The sequence below is a fragment of the Engelhardtia mirabilis genome (genome assembly GCF_007748095.1).
Classification (GTDB): Bacteria; Planctomycetota; UBA1135; order UBA1135.
Map to the genome: position 1 here is coordinate 4,265,455 of NZ_CP036287.1, position 19,114 is coordinate 4,284,568.

The 19,114-nt window shown below is 71.2% G+C and carries 15 protein-coding genes; 7 read left to right on the top strand and 8 right to left on the bottom strand.

What is annotated here, in order from left to right; all coding sequences use genetic code 11:
• The first annotated feature begins 266 nt into the window (after nucleotides 1–266).
• The gene (locus Pla133_RS15820; protein ID WP_145066942.1) at nucleotides 267–1,679 is read left to right on the top strand and encodes an MFS transporter; all 1,413 of its coding nucleotides are present in this window, start codon (nucleotides 267–269) and stop codon (nucleotides 1,677–1,679) included.
• 6 nt (nucleotides 1,680–1,685) lie between these two features.
• Here Pla133_RS15820 and Pla133_RS15825 read toward each other — a convergent pair whose 3' ends face one another.
• The 7 genes from Pla133_RS15825 to Pla133_RS26375 form a co-directional block, all read right to left on the bottom strand.
• On the bottom strand, nucleotides 1,686–3,326 hold the full coding sequence (locus Pla133_RS15825; RefSeq protein WP_145066944.1) for an ABC-F family ATP-binding cassette domain-containing protein: 1,641 nt from the start codon (nucleotides 3,324–3,326) through the stop codon (nucleotides 1,686–1,688).
• Between the two features lie 294 nt (nucleotides 3,327–3,620).
• Nucleotides 3,621–4,016: a YidH family protein gene (locus Pla133_RS15830; RefSeq protein WP_145066946.1), complete on the bottom strand. Its 396-nt coding sequence runs from the start codon at nucleotides 4,014–4,016 to the stop codon at nucleotides 3,621–3,623.
• A 77-nt stretch (nucleotides 4,017–4,093) separates the two neighbouring features.
• On the bottom strand, nucleotides 4,094–4,861 hold the full coding sequence (locus Pla133_RS15835; protein ID WP_145066948.1) for a hypothetical protein: 768 nt from the start codon (nucleotides 4,859–4,861) through the stop codon (nucleotides 4,094–4,096).
• Nucleotides 4,862–4,978: 117 nt separating this feature from the next.
• Nucleotides 4,979–6,346 (bottom strand): hypothetical protein, encoded by a 1,368-nt coding sequence (locus tag Pla133_RS15840; RefSeq protein ID WP_145066950.1) that lies wholly within the window; start codon nucleotides 6,344–6,346, stop codon nucleotides 4,979–4,981.
• 75 nt (nucleotides 6,347–6,421) lie between these two features.
• Nucleotides 6,422–7,810: a hypothetical protein gene (locus Pla133_RS15845; RefSeq protein WP_145066952.1), complete on the bottom strand. Its 1,389-nt coding sequence runs from the start codon at nucleotides 7,808–7,810 to the stop codon at nucleotides 6,422–6,424.
• A 229-nt stretch (nucleotides 7,811–8,039) separates the two neighbouring features.
• Nucleotides 8,040–8,207 carry a hypothetical protein gene (locus Pla133_RS26370; protein WP_419191586.1) on the bottom strand — a complete coding sequence of 56 codons (168 nt, stop codon included), beginning with the start codon at nucleotides 8,205–8,207 and terminating at the stop codon, nucleotides 8,040–8,042.
• A 42-nt stretch (nucleotides 8,208–8,249) separates the two neighbouring features.
• Nucleotides 8,250–8,516, bottom strand: a complete 267-nt coding sequence (locus Pla133_RS26375; RefSeq protein WP_419191587.1) for a hypothetical protein — start codon at nucleotides 8,514–8,516, stop codon at nucleotides 8,250–8,252.
• A 57-nt stretch (nucleotides 8,517–8,573) separates the two neighbouring features.
• On the opposite strand from Pla133_RS26375, the gene Pla133_RS15850 reads away from it, so the two are divergent.
• The 4 genes from Pla133_RS15850 (at nucleotide 8,574) to Pla133_RS15865 (ending at nucleotide 13,199) form a co-directional block, all read left to right on the top strand.
• Nucleotides 8,574–9,200, top strand: a complete 627-nt coding sequence (locus Pla133_RS15850; RefSeq protein ID WP_419191588.1) for a hypothetical protein — start codon at nucleotides 8,574–8,576, stop codon at nucleotides 9,198–9,200.
• Between the two features lie 133 nt (nucleotides 9,201–9,333).
• Nucleotides 9,334–10,851 (top strand): DEAD/DEAH box helicase, encoded by a 1,518-nt coding sequence (locus Pla133_RS15855; protein WP_419191589.1) that lies wholly within the window; start codon nucleotides 9,334–9,336, stop codon nucleotides 10,849–10,851.
• Between the two features lie 154 nt (nucleotides 10,852–11,005).
• Nucleotides 11,006–11,413 (top strand): hypothetical protein, encoded by a 408-nt coding sequence (locus Pla133_RS15860; protein ID WP_145066958.1) that lies wholly within the window; start codon nucleotides 11,006–11,008, stop codon nucleotides 11,411–11,413.
• Nucleotides 11,414–11,423: 10 nt separating this feature from the next.
• Nucleotides 11,424–13,199: a hypothetical protein gene (locus tag Pla133_RS15865; protein WP_145066960.1), complete on the top strand. Its 1,776-nt coding sequence runs from the start codon at nucleotides 11,424–11,426 to the stop codon at nucleotides 13,197–13,199.
• 29 nt (nucleotides 13,200–13,228) lie between these two features.
• Here Pla133_RS15865 and Pla133_RS15870 read toward each other — a convergent pair whose 3' ends face one another.
• Complete coding sequence (locus Pla133_RS15870; protein ID WP_145066962.1) at nucleotides 13,229–15,679, bottom strand: hypothetical protein; 2,451 nt, start codon at nucleotides 15,677–15,679, stop codon at nucleotides 13,229–13,231.
• Between the two features lie 199 nt (nucleotides 15,680–15,878).
• On the opposite strand from Pla133_RS15870, the gene Pla133_RS15875 reads away from it, so the two are divergent.
• The gene (locus Pla133_RS15875) at nucleotides 15,879–16,457 is read left to right on the top strand and encodes an ECF-type sigma factor (RefSeq protein ID WP_145066964.1); all 579 of its coding nucleotides are present in this window, start codon (nucleotides 15,879–15,881) and stop codon (nucleotides 16,455–16,457) included.
• The gene (locus Pla133_RS15880; RefSeq protein ID WP_145066966.1) at nucleotides 16,454–19,084 is read left to right on the top strand and encodes a serine/threonine-protein kinase; all 2,631 of its coding nucleotides are present in this window, start codon (nucleotides 16,454–16,456) and stop codon (nucleotides 19,082–19,084) included. The genes Pla133_RS15875 and Pla133_RS15880 overlap by 4 nt, the downstream gene beginning before the upstream one ends.
• Nucleotides 19,085–19,114 lie beyond the last annotated feature (30 nt).

Below are 19,114 nucleotides of genomic sequence, written 5' to 3' on the forward strand. Positions count from 1 at the left end.
GTGGCTGTCGAGTCGCCGCCGCGCCGCAGACCCCGGGGACGCGCAGCGCCAACCGCAGAAGCGCTGGCCGAGTCCGACTGCGGGCGGCGCCGGCCCCCCGATACTCGTCCAGGATTGTGGGGCCCGAGTCCCGAACCGGGCGCCGACGCCAAGACTTGCCGGTGCCCATCGAAGCCGTCGAACAGAGGCAGGGAACTTCGCACGCCAGCGAATAAGCCGCGCTCGCCGCCCTGGCAACCGGAGCGCGGGAACGGTCTGCTGAGCCCGTGCCCGGCTCCCCCCTGATCGCACTGACCGTCGCCGAGCGCGCGCGGGCCATGTTCCTGTCGCGCCTGGACGCCATCGTCTACGCGGTCATGGTCGGGCTCGGGGAGGCCTACTTCCTGGCCGACGCCGTGCGCCTGGGCGCCTCGGCCACACAGATCGCCCTGCTCGTGGGCCTGCCCCTGGCCGTCGGTGCCACGGGCCCGGTCCTGGCCCTGCGGCTGCTGGCGGCCCTGGGGCGCCGCAAGCCGGTGGTGGTGGCCGCCGCGGTCGGCCAGGCCCTGATGTTGCTGCTGCTGGCGGCGCTCACCCGCGAGGGGTCGACGGGGCCGAACCTGCTGATCGCCCTGGCGACCGCCTATCAGGTCTGCGCCCAGACGGCCGGCACCGCCTGGAGCTCCTGGTATGGCGACCTGGTGCCGGCGGACGTCCGCGGCCGCTACTTCGCCTCCCGCAACCGCGGCGCCTACGCCGGGACCCTGGTGGGCCTGGTCGCCGCCGGGCTGATCCTGAGTCAGCTCGAGCCGGCCCGCGCCGGCGTGGCCGGAGCGGGGGGCGGGGCCGGCTTCGCCCTGGCCTACCTACTTGCCGGAGCCTGCCGAGTGGTCTCGGTCGGACTGCTCGCGGCCTCGCGCGAGGGCCGCTTCTCCGGCCTGCCGAGCCGGGCCCGGGTGGGACGCTTCCTGACCACCCAGCGCGGCACCAGCGCCTGGCGCCTGGTGCTCATGGTCGGGCTCTTGCAGCTGCCGGTCCAGATCGCGGCGCCCTTCTTCAACCCCTTCATGCTCGAGGAGCTCGAGTTCACCTACGTGGAATTCATGGTCGCGTCGGCGTCCATCCTGCTCCTCAAGGTGCTCGTGCTGCCCCTGTGGGGTCGTTCGATCGACCGCCACGGCGCGCGGCGCACGCTCCTGCGTGGCGCGGTGCTCCTGGCCCTGGTGCCTCTGCCCTGGGTGATCGCCGAACGCCTGTGGTTCGTGGTCCTGTGCCAACTCCTCAGCGGCGCCGCCTGGTCGGGCTTCGAGGTCGGCCAGTTCTCGCTGCTGCTCGAGGTCAGCTACCGGCGCATGCGCCCGACGATCTTCGCCGCCCAGGCGATGGTCAACGGCACGGCCCAGCTGGCCGGCGGCCTCCTGGGCAGCCTGGTGATCGCCAACAGCGCGGACCCGCGCTCGGTCTTCGCCCTGAGCGGTGTCCTGCGTATGGCCGTGGTGGTGATGCTGATCTGGCTCCTGCCGGCCAGCACGCGCCGCCTGCGGCCGCAGCTGCGCGTGGTCGGCTTCCGCCCTGGCGGTGGCCTCGACCAGCGGCCGATCTACGTCGGGGACGACAGTCCGGATCCGACGGAGGAGCTCGCCCCTGACGACTCTTTCGTCGAGGACGAGCCCTCCGAGCGCGCCGTGGGCCGGAGCTGAATCGGCTCAGTGCCAGACGCCCGGCGCCTCGTGCCCGGTGCGCTCGACCCACGACTCGTAGCTGCCCTCGAAGACCAAAGGCTCCCGCGCCACGCCCTCCCCGCCGCCCGACAGGTCGAGCACCCGGTTGGCCATGCCGCGCAGGAAGGTGCGGTCGTGGGAGACGAACAGCATCGTGCCCTCGAACCCGCGCAGGGTCTTGATCAACATCTCCTTGGTGGCGAGGTCCAAGTGGTTGGTGGGCTCGTCCAGGACCAGGAAGTTGGGCGGGTTGTAGAGCATCTGCGCCAGGACCAGGCGCGAGCGCTCACCTCCCGAGAGCACGCGGATCGGCTTGTCGATCTCGTCGCCGGGGAAGTCGAAGCAGCCCAGCAGGTTGCGCTTGGAGGGAGTTGTCGCCGTGGGGAAGGCCTGGTCGATCTGCTCCCAGACCGTGAGGTCGGGATCGAGCACCTCCAGCGCCGACTGGGCGAAGTAGCCCAGCTTGAGGCTGGCGCCCAGTCGCACCGTGCCCCCGTCCGGCTCGATCACCCCCGCCACCAGCTTGAGCAGGGTCGTCTTGCCGGCGCCGTTGACGCCCATCACGCACCAGCGCTCGCCGCGCTTGACCTCGAAGTCGAGGCCGTCGTAGATCGTGCGGTCGCCGTAGCGCTTGGCCACCCCGGCGAGGGTCGCCACGTCGTTGCCCGAGCGCGGCGGCGTGGGGAACTCGAAGGGCACCAGCACGCGCTTCTTGGGCGGCTCGAGCTTCTCGATCTTCTCCAGCTTCTTGACCCTCGACTGCACCTGGGCCGCCTTGGCCGCGTGCTTCTCGAAGCGCTCGATGAAGCGCTCCTCCTTCTTCAGCATCGCCTTCTGCCGCGTGAAGGCCGCCTCGCTCTGGGCCGCGCGCACCTCGCGCGCCCGCTCGAACGAGGCGTAGTCACCCGTGTGGCTGACCAGCTCGCCCTCGTCGATCTCGACGATGCGCGTGACCACGCGATCCATGAAGTCGCGGTCGTGGGAGGTCATCAGGATCGCCGCCGGGCTGGCCTTGAGGTAGCCCTCCAGCCACAGGATCGACTCGATGTCCAGGTGGTTGGTGGGCTCGTCGAGCAGCAGCACCTCGGGCGCCTGGATCAGCACCTGGGCGATGGCCACGCGCATTCGCCAACCGCCCGACAGGGCCGACATGGGCCCCTCGATCTGCCGATCCTCGAAGCCCAGCCCGTGCAGCACCTCGCGGGTGCGCGCGTCGAGCTCGTAGCCGCCGCGCTGCAGGTACTCGCCCTGGGCCTCGCCGAAGCGCTCGAGGATCGCGTCCAACTCGTCCGCACGCTCGGGATCGGCCATGGCGGCCTCGAGCTCGGCCACCTCGTGGTGTAGGGCGCCCAGATCGCCGCAACCCAAGATCGCCTCGTCCAACACCGAGCGCTCGCTGCCCTCCCCCGCGTCCTGGCGGAAGTAGCCGATCGACAGGCGTCGCGGCACCTGCACGTCACCGCCGTCGGGCTCCTCGTCGCCCACGATCAGGCGGAAGATGGTCGACTTGCCGGCGCCGTTGGGACCGACCAGGCCCACCTTCTCGCCCGGGTTGAGCTGGAAGGAGGCATTCGCCAGGAGGGCCTGGCGGCCGTAGTGCTTGGAGAGCCCGTTGAGCGCGATCATCAGGGCGGGGAGGATAGTCAGGATGCCGCGCCGCGCCGAGTCCCGATTGGGCCCTGGGTGGCCGCTTCCGGCAGGCTGAACGCTCGGCGCCCTCCAAGGGCGCGAGCAGCCCCAGGGCCCCCCCGCCCCGCCTAGTGTCCTGGATCAGAAATTCGGCGTCACTTCCCGGGCTCCGATCGCCGCTGGCGTCGCCAGCGCCTCCTCCGAGTATCGCAGCGGATACGCGTCGTCGGCGCGCCTAGCCAGCATCGATCGGACCTCCGGGTAGTGACGCCGAATTTCTGATCCAGGACACTAGTCGACGAGCCCGGAGAGGGTCGAGTTGTCCCGCGACAGCCGCGTGAGCTTGCGGTCGAACCTGCGGATCCGCAGCAACGCGCGCACGATCAAGTAGGTGCCCAGGACGAAGAGCAACGCGCAGGCGAGCAGCACCGGCCAGATCAGGTGCTCGACCTCCGACCAGGCGTAGAGCTTCGAGGTCGCGATCAAGACGCTCACGATGGACAGGGGCAGGGCTACGACGGCGATCCCCGTGCGCACGGCCGAGAGCGATGTGCGCTTCTCCGCCAGCAGGACCTGGGCCTCCGCCAGGAGCAGCGTCTCTCGACCCTCGTGCAGGTTCGATCCCCCCGAGCCCTTGGATCCGGACTCGGGACCGCGGCCCCCCATCGCGCGCTGTGGCTTGCCCATCGGACCCAGAGGATAGCCGCGGCTCCCGGCGGCGCCGCTCCGGCCCCAGTCGGCACTTCGCCGGGACCAGCTCCCGCTCAGCGCCGCCCGCCGTCGGGCCGGCTCGAGGCCATCCGGACCAGGAGCCACCCCCCGCACCCGATCGCCAGGCCCAGCGCCATCCAGCCCCCGACCCTCAGGGCGCCCGCGAGGCTCGCGTCGGACCGCAGCAACCCCATGTGCGCCAGGAGCCAGTTCCAGTCGTGGATCGGCTCGCCTGCCCCCAGCCCCACGAGCTGCAGGGCCTGACTGCGGGCGTCGGCCACGTAGACCGCCACGTCGAACAGATTCGTGCCGAACCAACCGATGGCGAACGTCACCGCGAACCAATCGCGCTGGCGCAGGAACATGGCGACCCCGATCAGCGGCGCGAGGCACTGGCTCAAGCTGCCGCCGAGGATCGCCATGAACATCCCCAGGGGCCCGAACAGCACGTGGCCGAACTCGTGCACGCCGAAGTTGAGGCCGTCGATGATCGGCTGGTAGGTCACGTCCTGGGAGTAGCCCCAGGCCCACCAGGCCAGGAGCGCGAGCAGCGGCAGACGCGGGACCACCGAGCTGCGCTCGCAGTAGGCCTGGATCTCCCCCACCAGCCCGGAGTCCGCCAGCTCGGGCACCGGGCGCGGCGCCCGCCGCTCGGGCGCGTCCGCCGGGCGCGCCGGCCGAGACCGGTTCCGCGCCGTGCAAGCGGGACAGGTCCGGCTCAGGTCCGCCTGCTCGATCGAATCGAGCGCAAAGGTCCCGAGACACTCCGCGCAGATCACGCGCAGGGCCGTGGCGGACCCGATGGTTCGGTGGCGCGTCACGCTGGCAGTCTTCGGCCGCTCCGCAGCCCGGCCTGAATCGGAACCGCGCCCCGACGGCCGCGCGTCGTCGGCCGCCCGCCCACCCGGTCCCGGCCGGCTGGGCGGGCGCCGCGTCGATCAGGGCGTCGTGCCCTGCAGGGCATTGCTGGCGCTCAGCCCCTGGACCGCCCCGGGGTCGAGGAACCACTCCTGCAACCAGATGCTTACCCCCGAAGGGATCCCGGCCGGCCAGGTGGCCGAGTAGACGTGGCTCTGGTTGGCGCCGACCACGAGCGGGACCACCAGGTCGGGGTCGGGCACGAGGGTGCCGCCGGCGAAGGGCAACGAGAGCTGGCTGGCGCCGATCAGCAGCGCGCCGCTCGCTCCGGCCAGGCCGTGGTCGAGGGTCACGGTCACCGGGTCGCCGGCCTCGAGGCCCGACAGCCCGCGCAGCTTCGGCACGCCGTTCGCTCCGGCGACGGCTCCGCCGAGGTCCGTGAACAGGTCGCCGACCGGCGTCAGTAGGACCACGCCCGACTGGCCGCTGGGCCCGCTGCCGGTGGCGGCGATCTGTCCGGCGTCGTTGGCCGCCCCGCCGAGGTTGGTGAAGAAGGACCACTTGCCCTGCTGCGCCGGGACCAGCAGCGAGGTCAGCAGTTGCACGCCGATGCCGGGCACGTAGGCGGCCGGGGTGGGGATCTCCGCGTAGACCAGGCCCGAGTCGTTGATGTCGAAGGCCTGCACCGAGGCCGACTGGCCGAACTTGACGCTCAGGGACTGCCAGTCGCCGGCGGCTGTCCAGCGCGTGGCGCTGATCTGCGAGCCGTGCAGGGCCTTGCCCGCCAGGCCGCCGACGTCGCTGATCGCCCAACCCTGGAAGCCGGTCATGTCCGCTGCCAGGGTCGGCAGGGGCGAGGCCGTGAGGGTGTCGATGTCGAACAGGCCACCGTTGATCCCGACCACCACGCCCTCGTCGTTGATCTGCTTGGGGCTGCTCGGCGCGCCGAGCGAGCCGATGTCGAGCAGGCCGCTGGGGGAGTTGAACCACACCGTGGGTCCCCCACCGAAGCCGGGGAACAAGGACGAGCCGACGATGTCGCCGCGGTTGTTCACGTCGTAGGCGACACTCTGGGTCTGGCCGGGCAGGGCGCCCAGGAGCTGCACCGTCCAGCTCCCGGCGCCGTCGGGGTACCAGGCAGCGGCCTCGCCGAACTCGGGGAAGCCACCGGCCGCCACGGAGCCGACCACCACGCTGTCGTCGTTGATCCCCTGGGCCCAGGCCGAGCTGTAGCCAGCCGGCAGAGGCAGGAACTGGTAGGGCCGCTCGGGGCCGCCGATGAAGGCCTGGACGTTGCCGGCGACGGTCCAGCCGACGACCTCGCCGAGCTCGTTCATGTCGTTGATGACAGTGCCGCTGCCGAGGAACTGCGCGCCGTAGTCACCCTGGGCCAGGGCGGGCGCGACGAGGACCAAGAGGAAGAAGTGGGAGAGAGTCTGTGTACGCATGTCGTTCGGGGTGCTCGGGTAACAGGGAGGGTCAGGAGACCCTGGCGCTGGTCGAGGCCGGCGCACTGACGAGCGTCACCGCGTAGCGGCGCTCAGTCCGTTGGAGAGGGACCAGCCCAGTGCGGTTTCGGGATCGACGACCGCGGCCTGGAGGAAAGCCTCGGTGCCGGTGGACAGGTTGGGCCAGTTGAACGTCACGTCGTAACGACCGAGGGAGTCGGTGCCGACGGGAACGAGCACGTCGATCGGGTTGGCATGCAGCGTTCCGCCGAGCAGAGGCACTGCGACGGACGAGCCCGACCATGCGATCAGTGCCACGCTGTTCGGTGCCGCGCTCGCCAGCCGCAGTCGCGTGGGGGTCCCTGGAAGCAGGCTGCCGAAGCCGCCGAGAATCGGGTCACCGAGGGCACCGCGCACGGCGCCGCCGAGGTCGTCGAAGGCAGCCGGCGTGAGCAGCACGATCCCACCGCTACCGAAGGGGTCGACGCCGTTGCAGGCCAAGGCCCCGCCGCGACTGATCGCGGGGGCGAAGCTGCCGCCGAGACTCCAACTCCCGAATGCCGGATCGAGGGTGCCCTGCAGGGCGATACTGCCGACCTCGTCCACATAGACGTAGAGGCCGAAGACGCCGAGCTGGAACACGGTGTCGCCGAAGGCCGAGAGGCCCAGGGCGCCGGCCGCCGACAGGGGGAAGTTGCTGAACAACTTCCAGGCCCCGCCGTCGGTGAAGCGGATCGGAACGAAGGGGTTCTGGCTGGTCGCCGTGACCCCGTAGCCAGCACATTGACCGGCATCGTTGATCGAGCCGAGTTTGCTGAAGACGAAGTTGTAGGGCGTGCCGGTCGGGTTGCCGAGGTCCTCGAGCACCAGGTCGTCGAGGTCCATGCGGTAGGTGTCCCCCACCACCTGGCGCCGCTCGTTCAAGCCCTCGGGCACGACCGGGAAGGTGGTGGTCGGAAGCTGGACCGTGCCGGACAGCTCGTTCCAGACGAAGCTGCCGCTGAGGATCCCGTACTTGCCCACGACATCGCCCGCGTCGTTGATGGCTCGCGCGTCGAAGGGCAGGGTCCCGCCGGGTCCGGCGGGCAGCAGCTCGTAGGCGTAGATGCCACCGACCGGCCGCCACAGGATCGCCCGCGACAGGCCGCCGCCGAGCAGCACGCTGCCCACCGCCACCCCCGAGCCGTTGACGTCGCGCACGTCGCTCCAGGTGGCCTCCGCCGGCAGGGGCAGCAACTCGAGGCCGCTGCCGACCGCGCCGGTCCAGGCGCGCTTGAAGCCGGCGATGAACGTGTTGCCGACGACGCGGCCGCCGTCGTTGACCGCGGAGGCGGCTACGGTGCTCCAGCCGGCGGGTGCGGAGCCGACCAACTGCGGCTCCCAGGTGGGGACTTGGGCGAAGGCCGAGCCGGCCAGGGCGACCAGCGGGGCCGCGACGGCGAGGACGCGCGTTGACATCTGCATCGGAAGTGGGGAGTTCATGAGGCTCCACCGGCCCCGCCCGACCCCGCACGGCGCGGGGTTACCTGGGGCGGATCCGGGGGCGCTCGATTGCTAAACGGATCCGCAAGTCCCGTGCCACGCGCCAGCCCCCCCCGGAGGGCGCAGCCGCGCACCGTCGGACCCCGGGCCCGTCCAAACCTCGGACGGATCCGTCCGGACCGCGGACCGCCGGCCGCGCAGCGGGGTCGGCTCAGGCCGCGGGGCCCGCCAGACCCGGCTCGTCCCGGTGCTCAGCGAGGACGGCGATGACCAGGGCCCGATGCTCGTCCAGGTCCACGCCAAGGAGTTCGGGCCCCCGCTCGACTTCGTCCCGCTCGACCCCCGCTGCGAAGGACTCGGACTTCAGCCGCTTGAGCACGCTCTTCGGCGTGAGCGTCGCGAGACCGTCCGGCCAGACCTTTCAGCAGGCCATGACGAATCCGGTCAGCTCGCCGCAGGCCACCAGGGTCCGGTCGAGCTGCGACTCGAGGGGCACGCCCCACTTGGTGTAGTGGGTAATGATCGCGTGGGCCAGCCGCTCTTCGCCGCGCTCGCGCAGCCCGGCGACGATGCGCTGCGGATGTTCTGCGGGCCACTGCTCGTAGTCGGCGTCGTGGAGCAGGCCGGCGAGTCCCCCCTCCTCGATCTCGGAGGGGTCGCCACGGCGACCTGCTGCGGCACGTATCACCGACTCCGCCCCGGCCCCAGGGCTCGAACCCGCCCCCCGATCCTGTATCGTCCCCCCATGACCCCGCCCGACGAAGAACCGGCTCCGCTCCCGCCCTACGTCATCGAGAACGCGCGCTCCGGGCGTTCGAAGTGCAAGACCTGCCGCAAGACCATCGACAAGGACGCCCTGCGTCTGGGCGTGTTGGTCGAGGGGCCCTTCGGCGAGGGGCACATGTGGCACCACCTGACCTGCGCGGCGGGGGCGCTCCTGCCCAAGGTCGAGCAGGCCTACGAGCGCGAGGCTTGGAACGCGGCCAAGGTCCCGCCGGACCCCGCCGACCTACCGACCCTCGAGTCGCTGCGGGAGCTGGGCGCTGCGGCGCAGGCCGCGCGGGCCGAGAAGGAGGCCAACAAGCTCGTGATCCCCTATGCGGAGATCGCGCCCTCGGACCGCTCCAAGTGCAAGCAGTCGGGCGACCCGATCCCCAAGGGCGCGGTGCGGATCGTGCTCGGCAAGTCGGCCCAGTTCGGCAACCAGACGCGCACCTCGGCCTTCGCCGTGCTGCCTCAGCACGTGGGCGACGCCCTGGCGGACGAGGAGATCGCGACCGAGGCGGTCGGACTGGCGGAGCAACTGCGCGCCAACAGCCGCATCGACCGCGAGTTGCTCGAGGCGGCCATCGTCGAGATCGGGGAGCTCTGAGGGGGCGTTGGACGGCGCGGACGAGCAATTCGCCGGCACAGACCAGCGGGTGTCGTCGTTCGCACCCGGTGGCGCGGGACCGCGCCCGGGCCACACGGGCGGCGCCCGGCCAGGTCCCGGCGCCGCGCGAGCCATGCAGCTGCGTCCCTACCAGACCGAGGCCCTCGAGGCCGTGCGCGAGGCCTACCGGCGGGGTCACCGGGCGGTGTTGGTGGTCATGCCCACAGGCACCGGCAAGACGGTCCTGTTCGCCGAGATCTCGCGCCTGGCCAAGGGTCCAGTGCTGGTCTTGGCCCACCGCCAGGAGCTCGTCGAGCAGGCGCGCGACAAGATCTCGGCCTGGATCGACGACGTGGTGGCGGTCGAGATGGGCTCGCGCCGGGAGCTCACCCGCCCGGACGGTACGCGGCCCAAGATCACGGTGGCCTCGGTGCAGACCCTCGGCCGACGCCTGGCCTCGATCCCGCGCGACGCCTTCCGCATCGTCGTGGTCGATGAGGCCCACCACGCGACCGCGGATTCCTACCGCACGATCCTCGACCACTTCCACGGTCACCTGCTCGGCGTCACCGCGACGCCGGATCGCAGCGACAAGGCGCCCCTGGGCGACGTCTTCTCCGAGGTCGGCTTCGAGTACGACATGCGCCAGGCCATCGCGGACGGCTGGCTGTGCCCGATCCGCTCGTTCCTGGTGCAGACCCAGGCCGACTTCTCCGGGGTGCGCAAGGTCGCCGGCGAGCTGGCCACGCGCGGGGTCGAAGAGATCCTCACGCGCGACCTGCACCTGGCCGAGATCGCCGAGCCGATCGTGTCCGAGCGCGGCGAGCGCCCGACGATCGTCTTCGCGGCCTCGGTGGCCCATGCGCGCGCCTTGGCGCGGGTGCTGTGCGAGCTCGGCGGCGACCCTTCCTTCGCCGTGGCTCTCGACGGCACGATGTCCCTGGAGCAGCGCGCCCCGGTGATCGAGCGCTTCCGCGCCGGGCGCATCAAGGTGCTGGTCAACTGCTCCCTGTTCACCGAAGGCTTCGACGTCCCGGACATCGCCCTGGTCGCCATCGCTCGCCCGATCCTGTCGCGATCGTTCTACGCCCAGATGGTCGGCCGCGGCACGCGTATCGCGCCGGGCAAGCGCGACCTGATCGTGCTCGACTTCCTGCCGGGCAACTGCCGCCACTCCCTGGTCCAAGCGGTCGACATCTTCGCCTCGGAGCGCGAAGAAGTGCAGGAGCGCGCGCGGGCCATCGCCGCCGCGGCCAGCGCCCTGGGCGAGGCCATCGCCCTGGAGCAGGCGCTGGAGCTGGCGCAGCAGGAGCAGGAGGTCCAGGACGCCGACGTGGCCTACCAGCTGCGCCGGCGCGACCCCTTCGCGGCGATCGGCATCGACCTGTCGCGCTACACGCGGCGGCCGCAATCGGGGCAGCGCGCCACCGCGGACCAGCTCAAGGCCTTCAAGCGCGCGGGCCTGCCCACCGACGCCGTGGCCGAGCTGTCGAGCTCCCAGGCGGAGGCCCTGCGCGAGGAGCTGCTCGATCGCAAGGCGGTGGGTCTGTGTACGCCGCGACAGGCCGCGAAGCTGGTGGCCCACGGAATCGACCCGCGCGAGATGTACCACGACGAGGCGGCGGCGCTCCTGCGGGAGATCAATGCCTGAGCGAGACGCCGCGGACCGATCTATGATCGCGCCGTCCGAGTCACCCCCTCACCGGCGATCGCCGGCCACCGAGAGCGGTCGACCCGATCACCCGCGGGCTCGCTCGAACAGCCCTGTTCGACCTGCGGCCAAGCAACCCGACAAGGACCCAACGATGCGCGCCACTGCCCTTGCCCTCTTCGCTCTCACCCTCGCCGCCGGCTGCGCCTCGATCGAGGGCAGCTCCGAGTCCGCGGCCGACTCCTCGGCCGGCTTGGTCGAAGCCCTCGTCAGCCCCTTCGAGTCCTCCTCCACCTCCTCCGGCAGCGGCGGCACCGCCGCGGGCGTCAGCTACCAACAGGACGTCCAGGCGTTCGTGTGCTCCTACCTGAGCGCGCCCTCCGAGCCCGGAGACTTCGCTCGCGGCCTGACCCAGGTGGCCCAGGCCCACGGCGTCAGCGACTGGGAATCCCAGCCGGGCACCTTCGAGGTGATCGAAGCCAGCGTCAGCGATCCGGCCCTGGACTCCGAGTCCCGCGCCCGTCTCGAGCTCGAGCTCGAGGCTCTCGGTCGTCGCGACTGAGTCGGGCGCGATGCTCGCGGCTGCGATGGCCCTGTGGGCCCCGGGGCTGGTCCTGTGGGCACAGGCCGCGGCCGACCTCGAGGGCGCCTCATGGCAGCGCGCTCCCGAGGTCGGCTTCATTCACGTCGAAGGCAACGTGGACGCCGCCGCCGGTGGTCACGCGGGACTGCGCGTCGGCCCCCACGTTTACCACTTCATGCAGACAGGCGGCGGCACCCTGCGGCTGTCGCGGGTGGAGTGGCCCGCCTTTCGCCACGTCTACGCCGGGCTCAAGAACCGCAGCCTGCACCTCTACTACCTGGACCTCGATGCCGAGGACGCAAGGCGCATCGCGGCGAGCGCCGCGGGAGTCTGGATCGAACAGGAGCTCGAGCGTGAGCGCATCTCGCAGCTCGCGCAGGACGCGGCCTGGTGGCAGGCCCTGGCCACGGGGGACTCACCACCCCCGCTCGAGTGCGCTGGCCTGCTCGCCGGCCCGCAGGCTCCGAGTAGCGCCGAGGGCATCGCCCTGCGGGCGACCCTGCGCGCTCGACTCGGGGAAGACTTCGCCGCCAAGCGCTTGGACTGGCTCGAGGCCGTGATCGATCAAGTCTCGGGTGCCGAGCAGTCGCTGCTGAGCTTGCGCGAGCGTTGCACCGAGCGCGAGGTGGTCCTGGCACTCCAGCGCGCGGCGCCCCTGGCGGACGCGGTCCTGGTCGACGTCTCGCCCGCGCAGCCCCTCACCCCGGCCGAGCGCAGCTCGCTGGAGCTGTTCCGCGATCAACAGTCCGACCGGGTCGTCGCGCTCTGGAGTTCGTCTCGCCCGGACCGCGGTCGCGCCCTGGCCGTGGCTGCGGCCCGCCATCACGCGGCGTCGCGGTCCCTGGTCGAGGGTCGCCTGCTGACGCTCGACGGTTTCCCCGACAGCGCGCAGCTCGTGCGACCCGACGCGGACGAGGCGCGGCTCGCCTACGCGCCGCTCGAACGCCGCGCCCGTGAGGGGCTCGCGGCCATGCGCGCTGGGATCCTCGACGGCGGTCTGCCGACCGAGTTGGACTTCGGTCGTCTGGAGGAAGCGGCCACTCGCTGCCGGGAGGCCGAGCGTGGAGCCGCGGGCGAACCGGTTCGAGTCTGCGCGGGGCGCCTGTTGCCCTCCCGCGGCCGAGCGACGAGCCTGCCGATTCACGTGGATACCGAGCGTGCCCTGGCCTCCGCTGCGAGCTGTCAAGACCAGTGGGAGGCGGCCGACGCCGCCTGGCGTGGGCGCCACGGGTACGCCCTGCTGAGTCGCAACTGCGCCACGGAGCTGGTGGACCTGTTGCAGGCCGCCTTCCCCGACGGGGACCAGGCGCGCCTGGCGTTGGGCGGATCGCTCGATGCCGGGGAGGGCTTCGCCTTCGTGCCCTGGGTGCTGGCTCGCCAGATCCGCACCGAGATTCGCGTGCGTGAGGTGCAGCTCGTCCCCTCCCAGCGCCGCGCGGCGTTGGACCAGCTCGCCCGGGCCGGCGCGGGTCGCTGGGAACTGGTGCGCGAGGGCTCTCCCCTGACCTCCAAGCTCTACACGCCGCGCGCGGAGGACGGCTGGTTCCTGTTCTTCACCGACGACACCGTCTGGAACCGCCCGCTGTGCGGAGTGCTCAACCTGACCTATGGCTTGGCGCGGAGCGTCGTCGGCCTCTTCGCGCTGCCCTTCGACGGCGGTGAAGAGGCGAGCGCGAGCCTGCACGGCGCCTTCTACAGCCTGCCCGAGTTGGTCTTCTGGAACGTACGCAAGGGGACGTACGACTCGGTCGAGGCGATGCGGTAGCGATACGGCTTCGCACAGCTTGTCATCGCTCAGTAGCCGGACCCGGTCGGGTTGGTCCAGAAGCGCACCACCTGGTAGGGCAGCACGCCGACCTCCTGCTCGAGGGGTTGGTTCGACGAGTCCGCCGTCAGACCGCGGTGATAGACCGCCATCCCCAGCTCGTAGCGCCAGGCTTCGAAGTCCGCCACCGTGGCGATGTCCCCGACGAGGCCAACGTAGGAACTCACCTGGCTGACCGTCACGCTGTAGGCCGAGGAGTTCGTCAGGCCGAAGCTGCCGCCGAACTCGACGCCCCCCGAGGAGAAGCCCGCCTCCCAGGTCACGTCGAAGGTGCGCTCGTCGGTCGTCGTGCTCTGCTCCTCGAGCTCGATGCCGAGCTTGTTGCTCGACAGGCCCTTGCCCACCGTGAGCGGCGCACCGTCGCTGGTGCGCCAGCCCACGTACTGGTCGGTCAGCGCTTGGAGCTCGGTCAAGCTCGGGTAGCTGGTCGGGTCGCCGATGGTGTGCGACAGCACGTCCGTGCCGATGCGCAGCTCGGGCTCGACCTGCGCGTTGTAGTAGTCCACGGTCCACTTGTAGACCCGCGACTCGACCGGCACGTCGAAGGTGAAGTACGCGCCGACCTGGTCCGGATCCGGAGCCGCCAGGATCTCGTACTCGTAGGACTGGAACAAAGTGCCCTGGAAGACGACGGAATCGGTGCTGAAGTCGGTCGCGTAGCCCTGGATGAAGCTCTCCGTGAAGGACTGGGTCTCGGTCGTCGTCAGCGCCCCCGCGATAGTCTGCCGGGCCGAGACGCCGAACAGGTCGAACAGGTCGGAGACGGCGAAGCCCGTGTAGACCGATGCCGTCACGCCGGTAGTGACGCCGATCGACTGGGAGCTGCTGGTGGTCAGCGAGTAGCTGGTCTCGCAACCGTCGTAGTTCTGGCTGATCCCGGCGCGGGTCGGCACCGCGGACAGCACGACCATTGGCATGGGGTCCGAGAGGGATGTGAACTTGACTCCCGTGAAGCGGATCGCGAAGCCATCGGCATCGAAGTCCCCCGCCACCAGGACCGGCGGGTAGGGCGAGCCGCTGGACTGGGCGGTGGAGGTCCAGGAGTTCGTGATCGGGCCGCCGGGGTCGCCCCAGTCGATGCGCTGGGAGAGGCGCGACTTGGTCGATGAGCCGGAGCTGCCGGACATGCGGCAGAAGTAGAGCTCGCTCTGCCCGTCGGCATCGTCGTCGGTCTCGACCAGCGAGGCGGCGTCGTCCTCGGACAGGAACAGGCTGGTCAACTCGACGTCGGGCTGCCAGCCGCCGCCGTCCCAGCGCCACGAGACCAGCTTGGAGCTACCGAACTCCCCCGACGGAACCAGCAGCGCGACCTCGCAGATTCCGTCCGCGTCGCGGTCGAAGGCCACCGCGTCCCAGGCACGTTCGGGGTGGAAGGCGAAGAACGACGGAGCCGGGCCGAGCAGGGTCTTGGCCGGCGAGACGTCGAGGCTGCCGTCGAGCAGGTCGAAGCTACGCACCGATTGCACGCCGTCGGAGAAGATCGCGACGGTCAACTCGACCTGGACGTCGCCATCGATCTGGGAAGCGAGCAGCCGGCTCGCGGTGCGGTCGGGGTCGAGGTTGGCCTGCACCTCGAACCAGGGCTCCAGCAGGGCGAAGTCCGCTTCGGCGTCGTCGACCAGGGCGAGCTCGACGCTCGTGCTGGGAAAGTCGGAGCGCTGGGCGAGCAGCGCCAGCTCCGCGCGTCCGTCGCCGTCCAGATCCTCCACCACGGCCTGGACGTCCTGCAGGTCATTGGCGGGGAACCCCAAGAAGGTCTTGGGCAGCGGCAACGTGGCCAAGAGGCCCAGACCGTCCGAGGGGTCGTCGTAGACCCGCACCCAGACGTCGCCGGTGCCCGTGCCGATCTCGAAGCGGCGCGCGACGATCACCAACTCGTCGCGGTAGTCACCGTCCACGTCGCCGAGGGTCACGCGCGCCTCGCGGTAGGGAAAGCCGGCCGAATCGATGGTGAACTCGGAGCTGGACTCGTAGCCGACCCCGACCGAGCGCTCCAGGATCGTGACGCGCAGGGCGCCGCCGTCGATGCGCACCAGCACCAGCTCCTCGTCGGCGTCGTCGTCCAGGTTGCCCGCGGCGGCGGCGCGGTACTGGCCGGGCGCGACCAGATCCGCGACCTCCCCCAACACTCCCGCACCGGCGCCGATGTCGTCGAACAGGGTCGCCCGCGCGGTGGCGGGGTCCTCCGGCACGTTGATCATCAGCAGCTCGTCGCGGGTGGTCAGCACCGACGCCTGGTTGCCGAGGGGGTTGAACTGCGCCGGGTGGGGATCCTCGTACTGGAAGTCGTCCTTGCCGTAGGTCGCGTCCTGGGGCGCGGGCCCGGCTCCCCCACCCGCCGGACCACCGCCACCGCCTCCACAGCCGAGCACGAGGAGCGGGAGGGAGAGGGCCGAGAGCAGCTGTCGAGTGGGTCGCATGGGGGTCTCCGAAGGGGTTCAACCTGAAAGCGACGGGTGTGCCGATCGGCTGTCAGAAAACTCCCCCATCGCCCAGGCGGTCCGGTGCAGGGCGAAATCCACGGGACCTGACAGGACCGGCCACCGGCCGTCGCTTGACCCTTGGATGCCCCCCGCCCTGCTCCTGTCTCTGCCCCCGATCGCGGGCTATTCTTCGCCCATGGACCCGCTCCCCGGCCCCGAGGACGCGACCCGGCTCCTGCGGCGCGCCGCGCAGGGCGGTCAGGGGGGGGACGCGCGGCTGATCGAGCTGCTGCAACCGGAGCTGCGGCGCCTGGCCGAGCAGGCCATGGCCCGCGAGCGATCGGACCACACCCTGCAGCCCACGGCCCTGGTCAACGAGGTCTGGCTGAAGCTGTTCGAGCCCGACCAGGTGTCCTTCGCCGATCGGCAGCACTTCCTGGCCCTCTCGGCCCAGGTCATGCGCCAGGTGCTGGTGGACCACGCGCGCGCGCGCCGCCGGTTGAAGCGCGGCGGTGGCTGGCAGCGGGTGCAGTTGCAGGACGCCCAGGGCGAGCTGCAGATCGACGAGGTCGAGCTCGACCTCTTGGCCCTCGACGCCGCTCTGGAAGACCTGCGGATCCTCGCGCCGCGCCAGGCCCAGGTCGTCGAGCTGCGCTTCTTCGGCGGCCTGTCCGTCGAGCAAACGGCCCAGGCCCTGTCGACCTCCGAGAGCAGCATCGCCCGTGAGTGGCGCTTCGCCCGGGCCTGGCTCGCGACGCGATTGGGTGGTGCATGACTGCAGGCGACTCCCGCAAGTTCGAGGCCGCCCTCGAAGCCTTCAACGACCTCTGCGACCTTGCGCCCGACGACCTGGAGCGGCGCCTGGAGGAACTGGACAACGCGGATCCGGTGCTGCGCGCGGAGGTCGAAGCGCTGCTGCGAGCCGACCGCCGCACGGCACATCCCTTGGACCGGCGCGCCGTGGACCTGTTGCCGGAGCTGGGCGCGTCCTCCGCGGGCAGCGCCCGGCAGCCCCACCGGATCGGCGAGTACGAGATACTCGGCGTGCTCGGCCTGGGCGGAATGGGCGTCGTCTACGAGGCGCAACAGGAGTCGCCGCGTCGCAGGGTCGCGCTGAAGTTGATCCGCCCGGGCCTCTTGACGCAGGACCGCCTGCGCCGCTTCGAGCACGAGGCCAGCGTGCTGGCGAGCTTGAGTCACCCGGGCATCGCCCAGATCTTCGCCGCGGGCACCGCCGGTACCCCGCCCGAGCTGCAGCCCTTCATCGCCATGGAGCTGGTCCAGGGTCTGCCGCTCGACCAGTTCGTGCAGGAGCGGAACCTCGACCTGCGCGCGCGCCTGGCCCTGGTGGCGAGCCTGTGCGACGCGGTGCACTACGCCCACGGCAAGGGCGTCGTGCACCGCGACCTCAAGCCCGCCAACGTGCTGGTCACCGCCGACGGCAACCTGAAGATCCTCGACTTCGGTGTGGCCCGCATGACCGACGCCGACGTCGACACGTGGACGCGCGGGACCCAGGTCGGCGAGGTACTCGGGACCCTGCCCTACATGAGCCCCGAGCAGGTGACGGGCGACCCCGAGGCCGTGGACCTGCGCGCCGACATCTACTCGATCGGCGTGCTGGTCTTCGAGCTGCTCGCCGGGCAACGCCCCTTGGACCTGACCCAGCGCAGCCTGGCGGAGGCCGCGCGGGTGATCAGCGAGGAGGAGCCCACGACCCTGGGCTCCATCGATCGCAGCCTGCGTGGGGACGTGGAGACGATTGTCGGCAAGGCCCTCGAGAAGGACCGCGAGCGCCGCTATCCCTCGGCCCAGGCCCTGGCGAGCGACCTGCGTCGCTACCTGGCCCACGAGCCGATCCAGGCTCGCCCGCCCAGCCGCACCTATCAACTGGCGCGCCTCGCACGCCGCAACCGGGGGCTCGTGGCGGGCCTGGCCCTGACGATGCTCGTGCTGACGGTCGGCGCGGTGACGTCGACGGCGTTGTTCCTGCGCTCCCAGCACAACCTCGGGCGCGCACAGGAAGCCGAAGCCCGTTGGCGCGACGCCGCGCAGCGGGCCGAGGTCGAGACCCGAGTGGCGCGGGAGGTGTCGGACTTCCTCAGCGGACTGTTCGAGGTCAGCGATCCCAGCGGCGCCGCCGGGGCGCGGGTAACCGCGCTCGAGCTGCTCGAGCGCGGCCGGCAGCAGATCGCCGAGGGCCTCGCCGACCAGCCGCTGGTGCGCGCCGAGCTGATGAACACCATGGGTCGGGTGTACTTCAACTTGGGTCAGTACGCCGCCGCGGCGCCGCTGCTCGACGACACCATCGCGGCCCTGCGCGCGGAGCCGGACGCGGACCCGCTCGAGCTGGCCACGGCCCTGTTCTCGCGCGGGGAGGTCTACCACTACGAGGGCGAGCTGGAGCCGGTCGAGGCGTACTACGCCGAGGCCCTGGCCCTGCGCGAGGCGAACCTGCCCCCGGGCGACCTGTTGATCGCCCACAACCTCGACGTGCTCGGACGGCTCTACCGCGACCTCGGCGATCCGCAGCACATGCTCCGCGCGCGCGAGCTCGCCCAGCGCGCGCAGACCATGCGGATCGAAGGCGGCGCCGACGCCATGGCCCGCTCCGAGAGCCTGCAGAGTCTCGGCTTCCTGGCCATGGCCGAGGGCGACCTCGACGGCGCCAGGGACCTGATCGAGCAGGCCCTGGCGATGCGCGAGGAGCTGCCGAGCGAACGCTTTCGCGTTCCCGAGCTGCGCCACACCCTGGCCAGCCTGCACTCGGCCCGGGGTGAGCTCGCCGAGGCCGAGGCCTTCTACCGGCAGGGAGTCGAGGAGTCGCGGCGGATCTTCGGCGAGCGCCACGTCTTCGTGGCCCACAACCTGAGCGGCCTGGCCTTCTGCCTGCAGGCCCAGGGCGAGCTGGAGCGGGCCGAGGCGACGTTCGTCGAGGCCCTCGACCTGATTCCGAATCCAGACAGCCCCATCGGCCGCCAGGTCCGCAACGGGCTGGCGTTCGTGAAGCAGGACCGCGGGGACCTGGACGGGGCCGAGGAGATCTACCGCGACCTGGTCGCGGCCTCGGCCCGGCGGTTGGGTGCGGACCACGCCATGACGCTGGTCCATCGCAACAACCTCGCCTCGCTGCTGCTCGACCGGGGCGACGTCGAGGGCGCGGTCGAGATCATGTCCGAGGTGGTCGCCGCCCATGGGCGCGCGGGGCTCGAGACTCCGGACCGCGCCTTGGCGGTCCGCAACCTGGCCAACTACCTGGGTCAGCTCGGGCGGCAAGAAGAGTCGGTGATGCGTTTCGAGGAGTACCTCGAGCTGTGCGGCAAGATCTTCGGCGAGGCCTCGCCCCAGGTCGCGCGGGCTCAGGAGCTCCTCGACGGGCAACGGGCGGCCGGCGGTCGATGAAGCGATAGGCTGCTACCGTCTTCCCGGCCA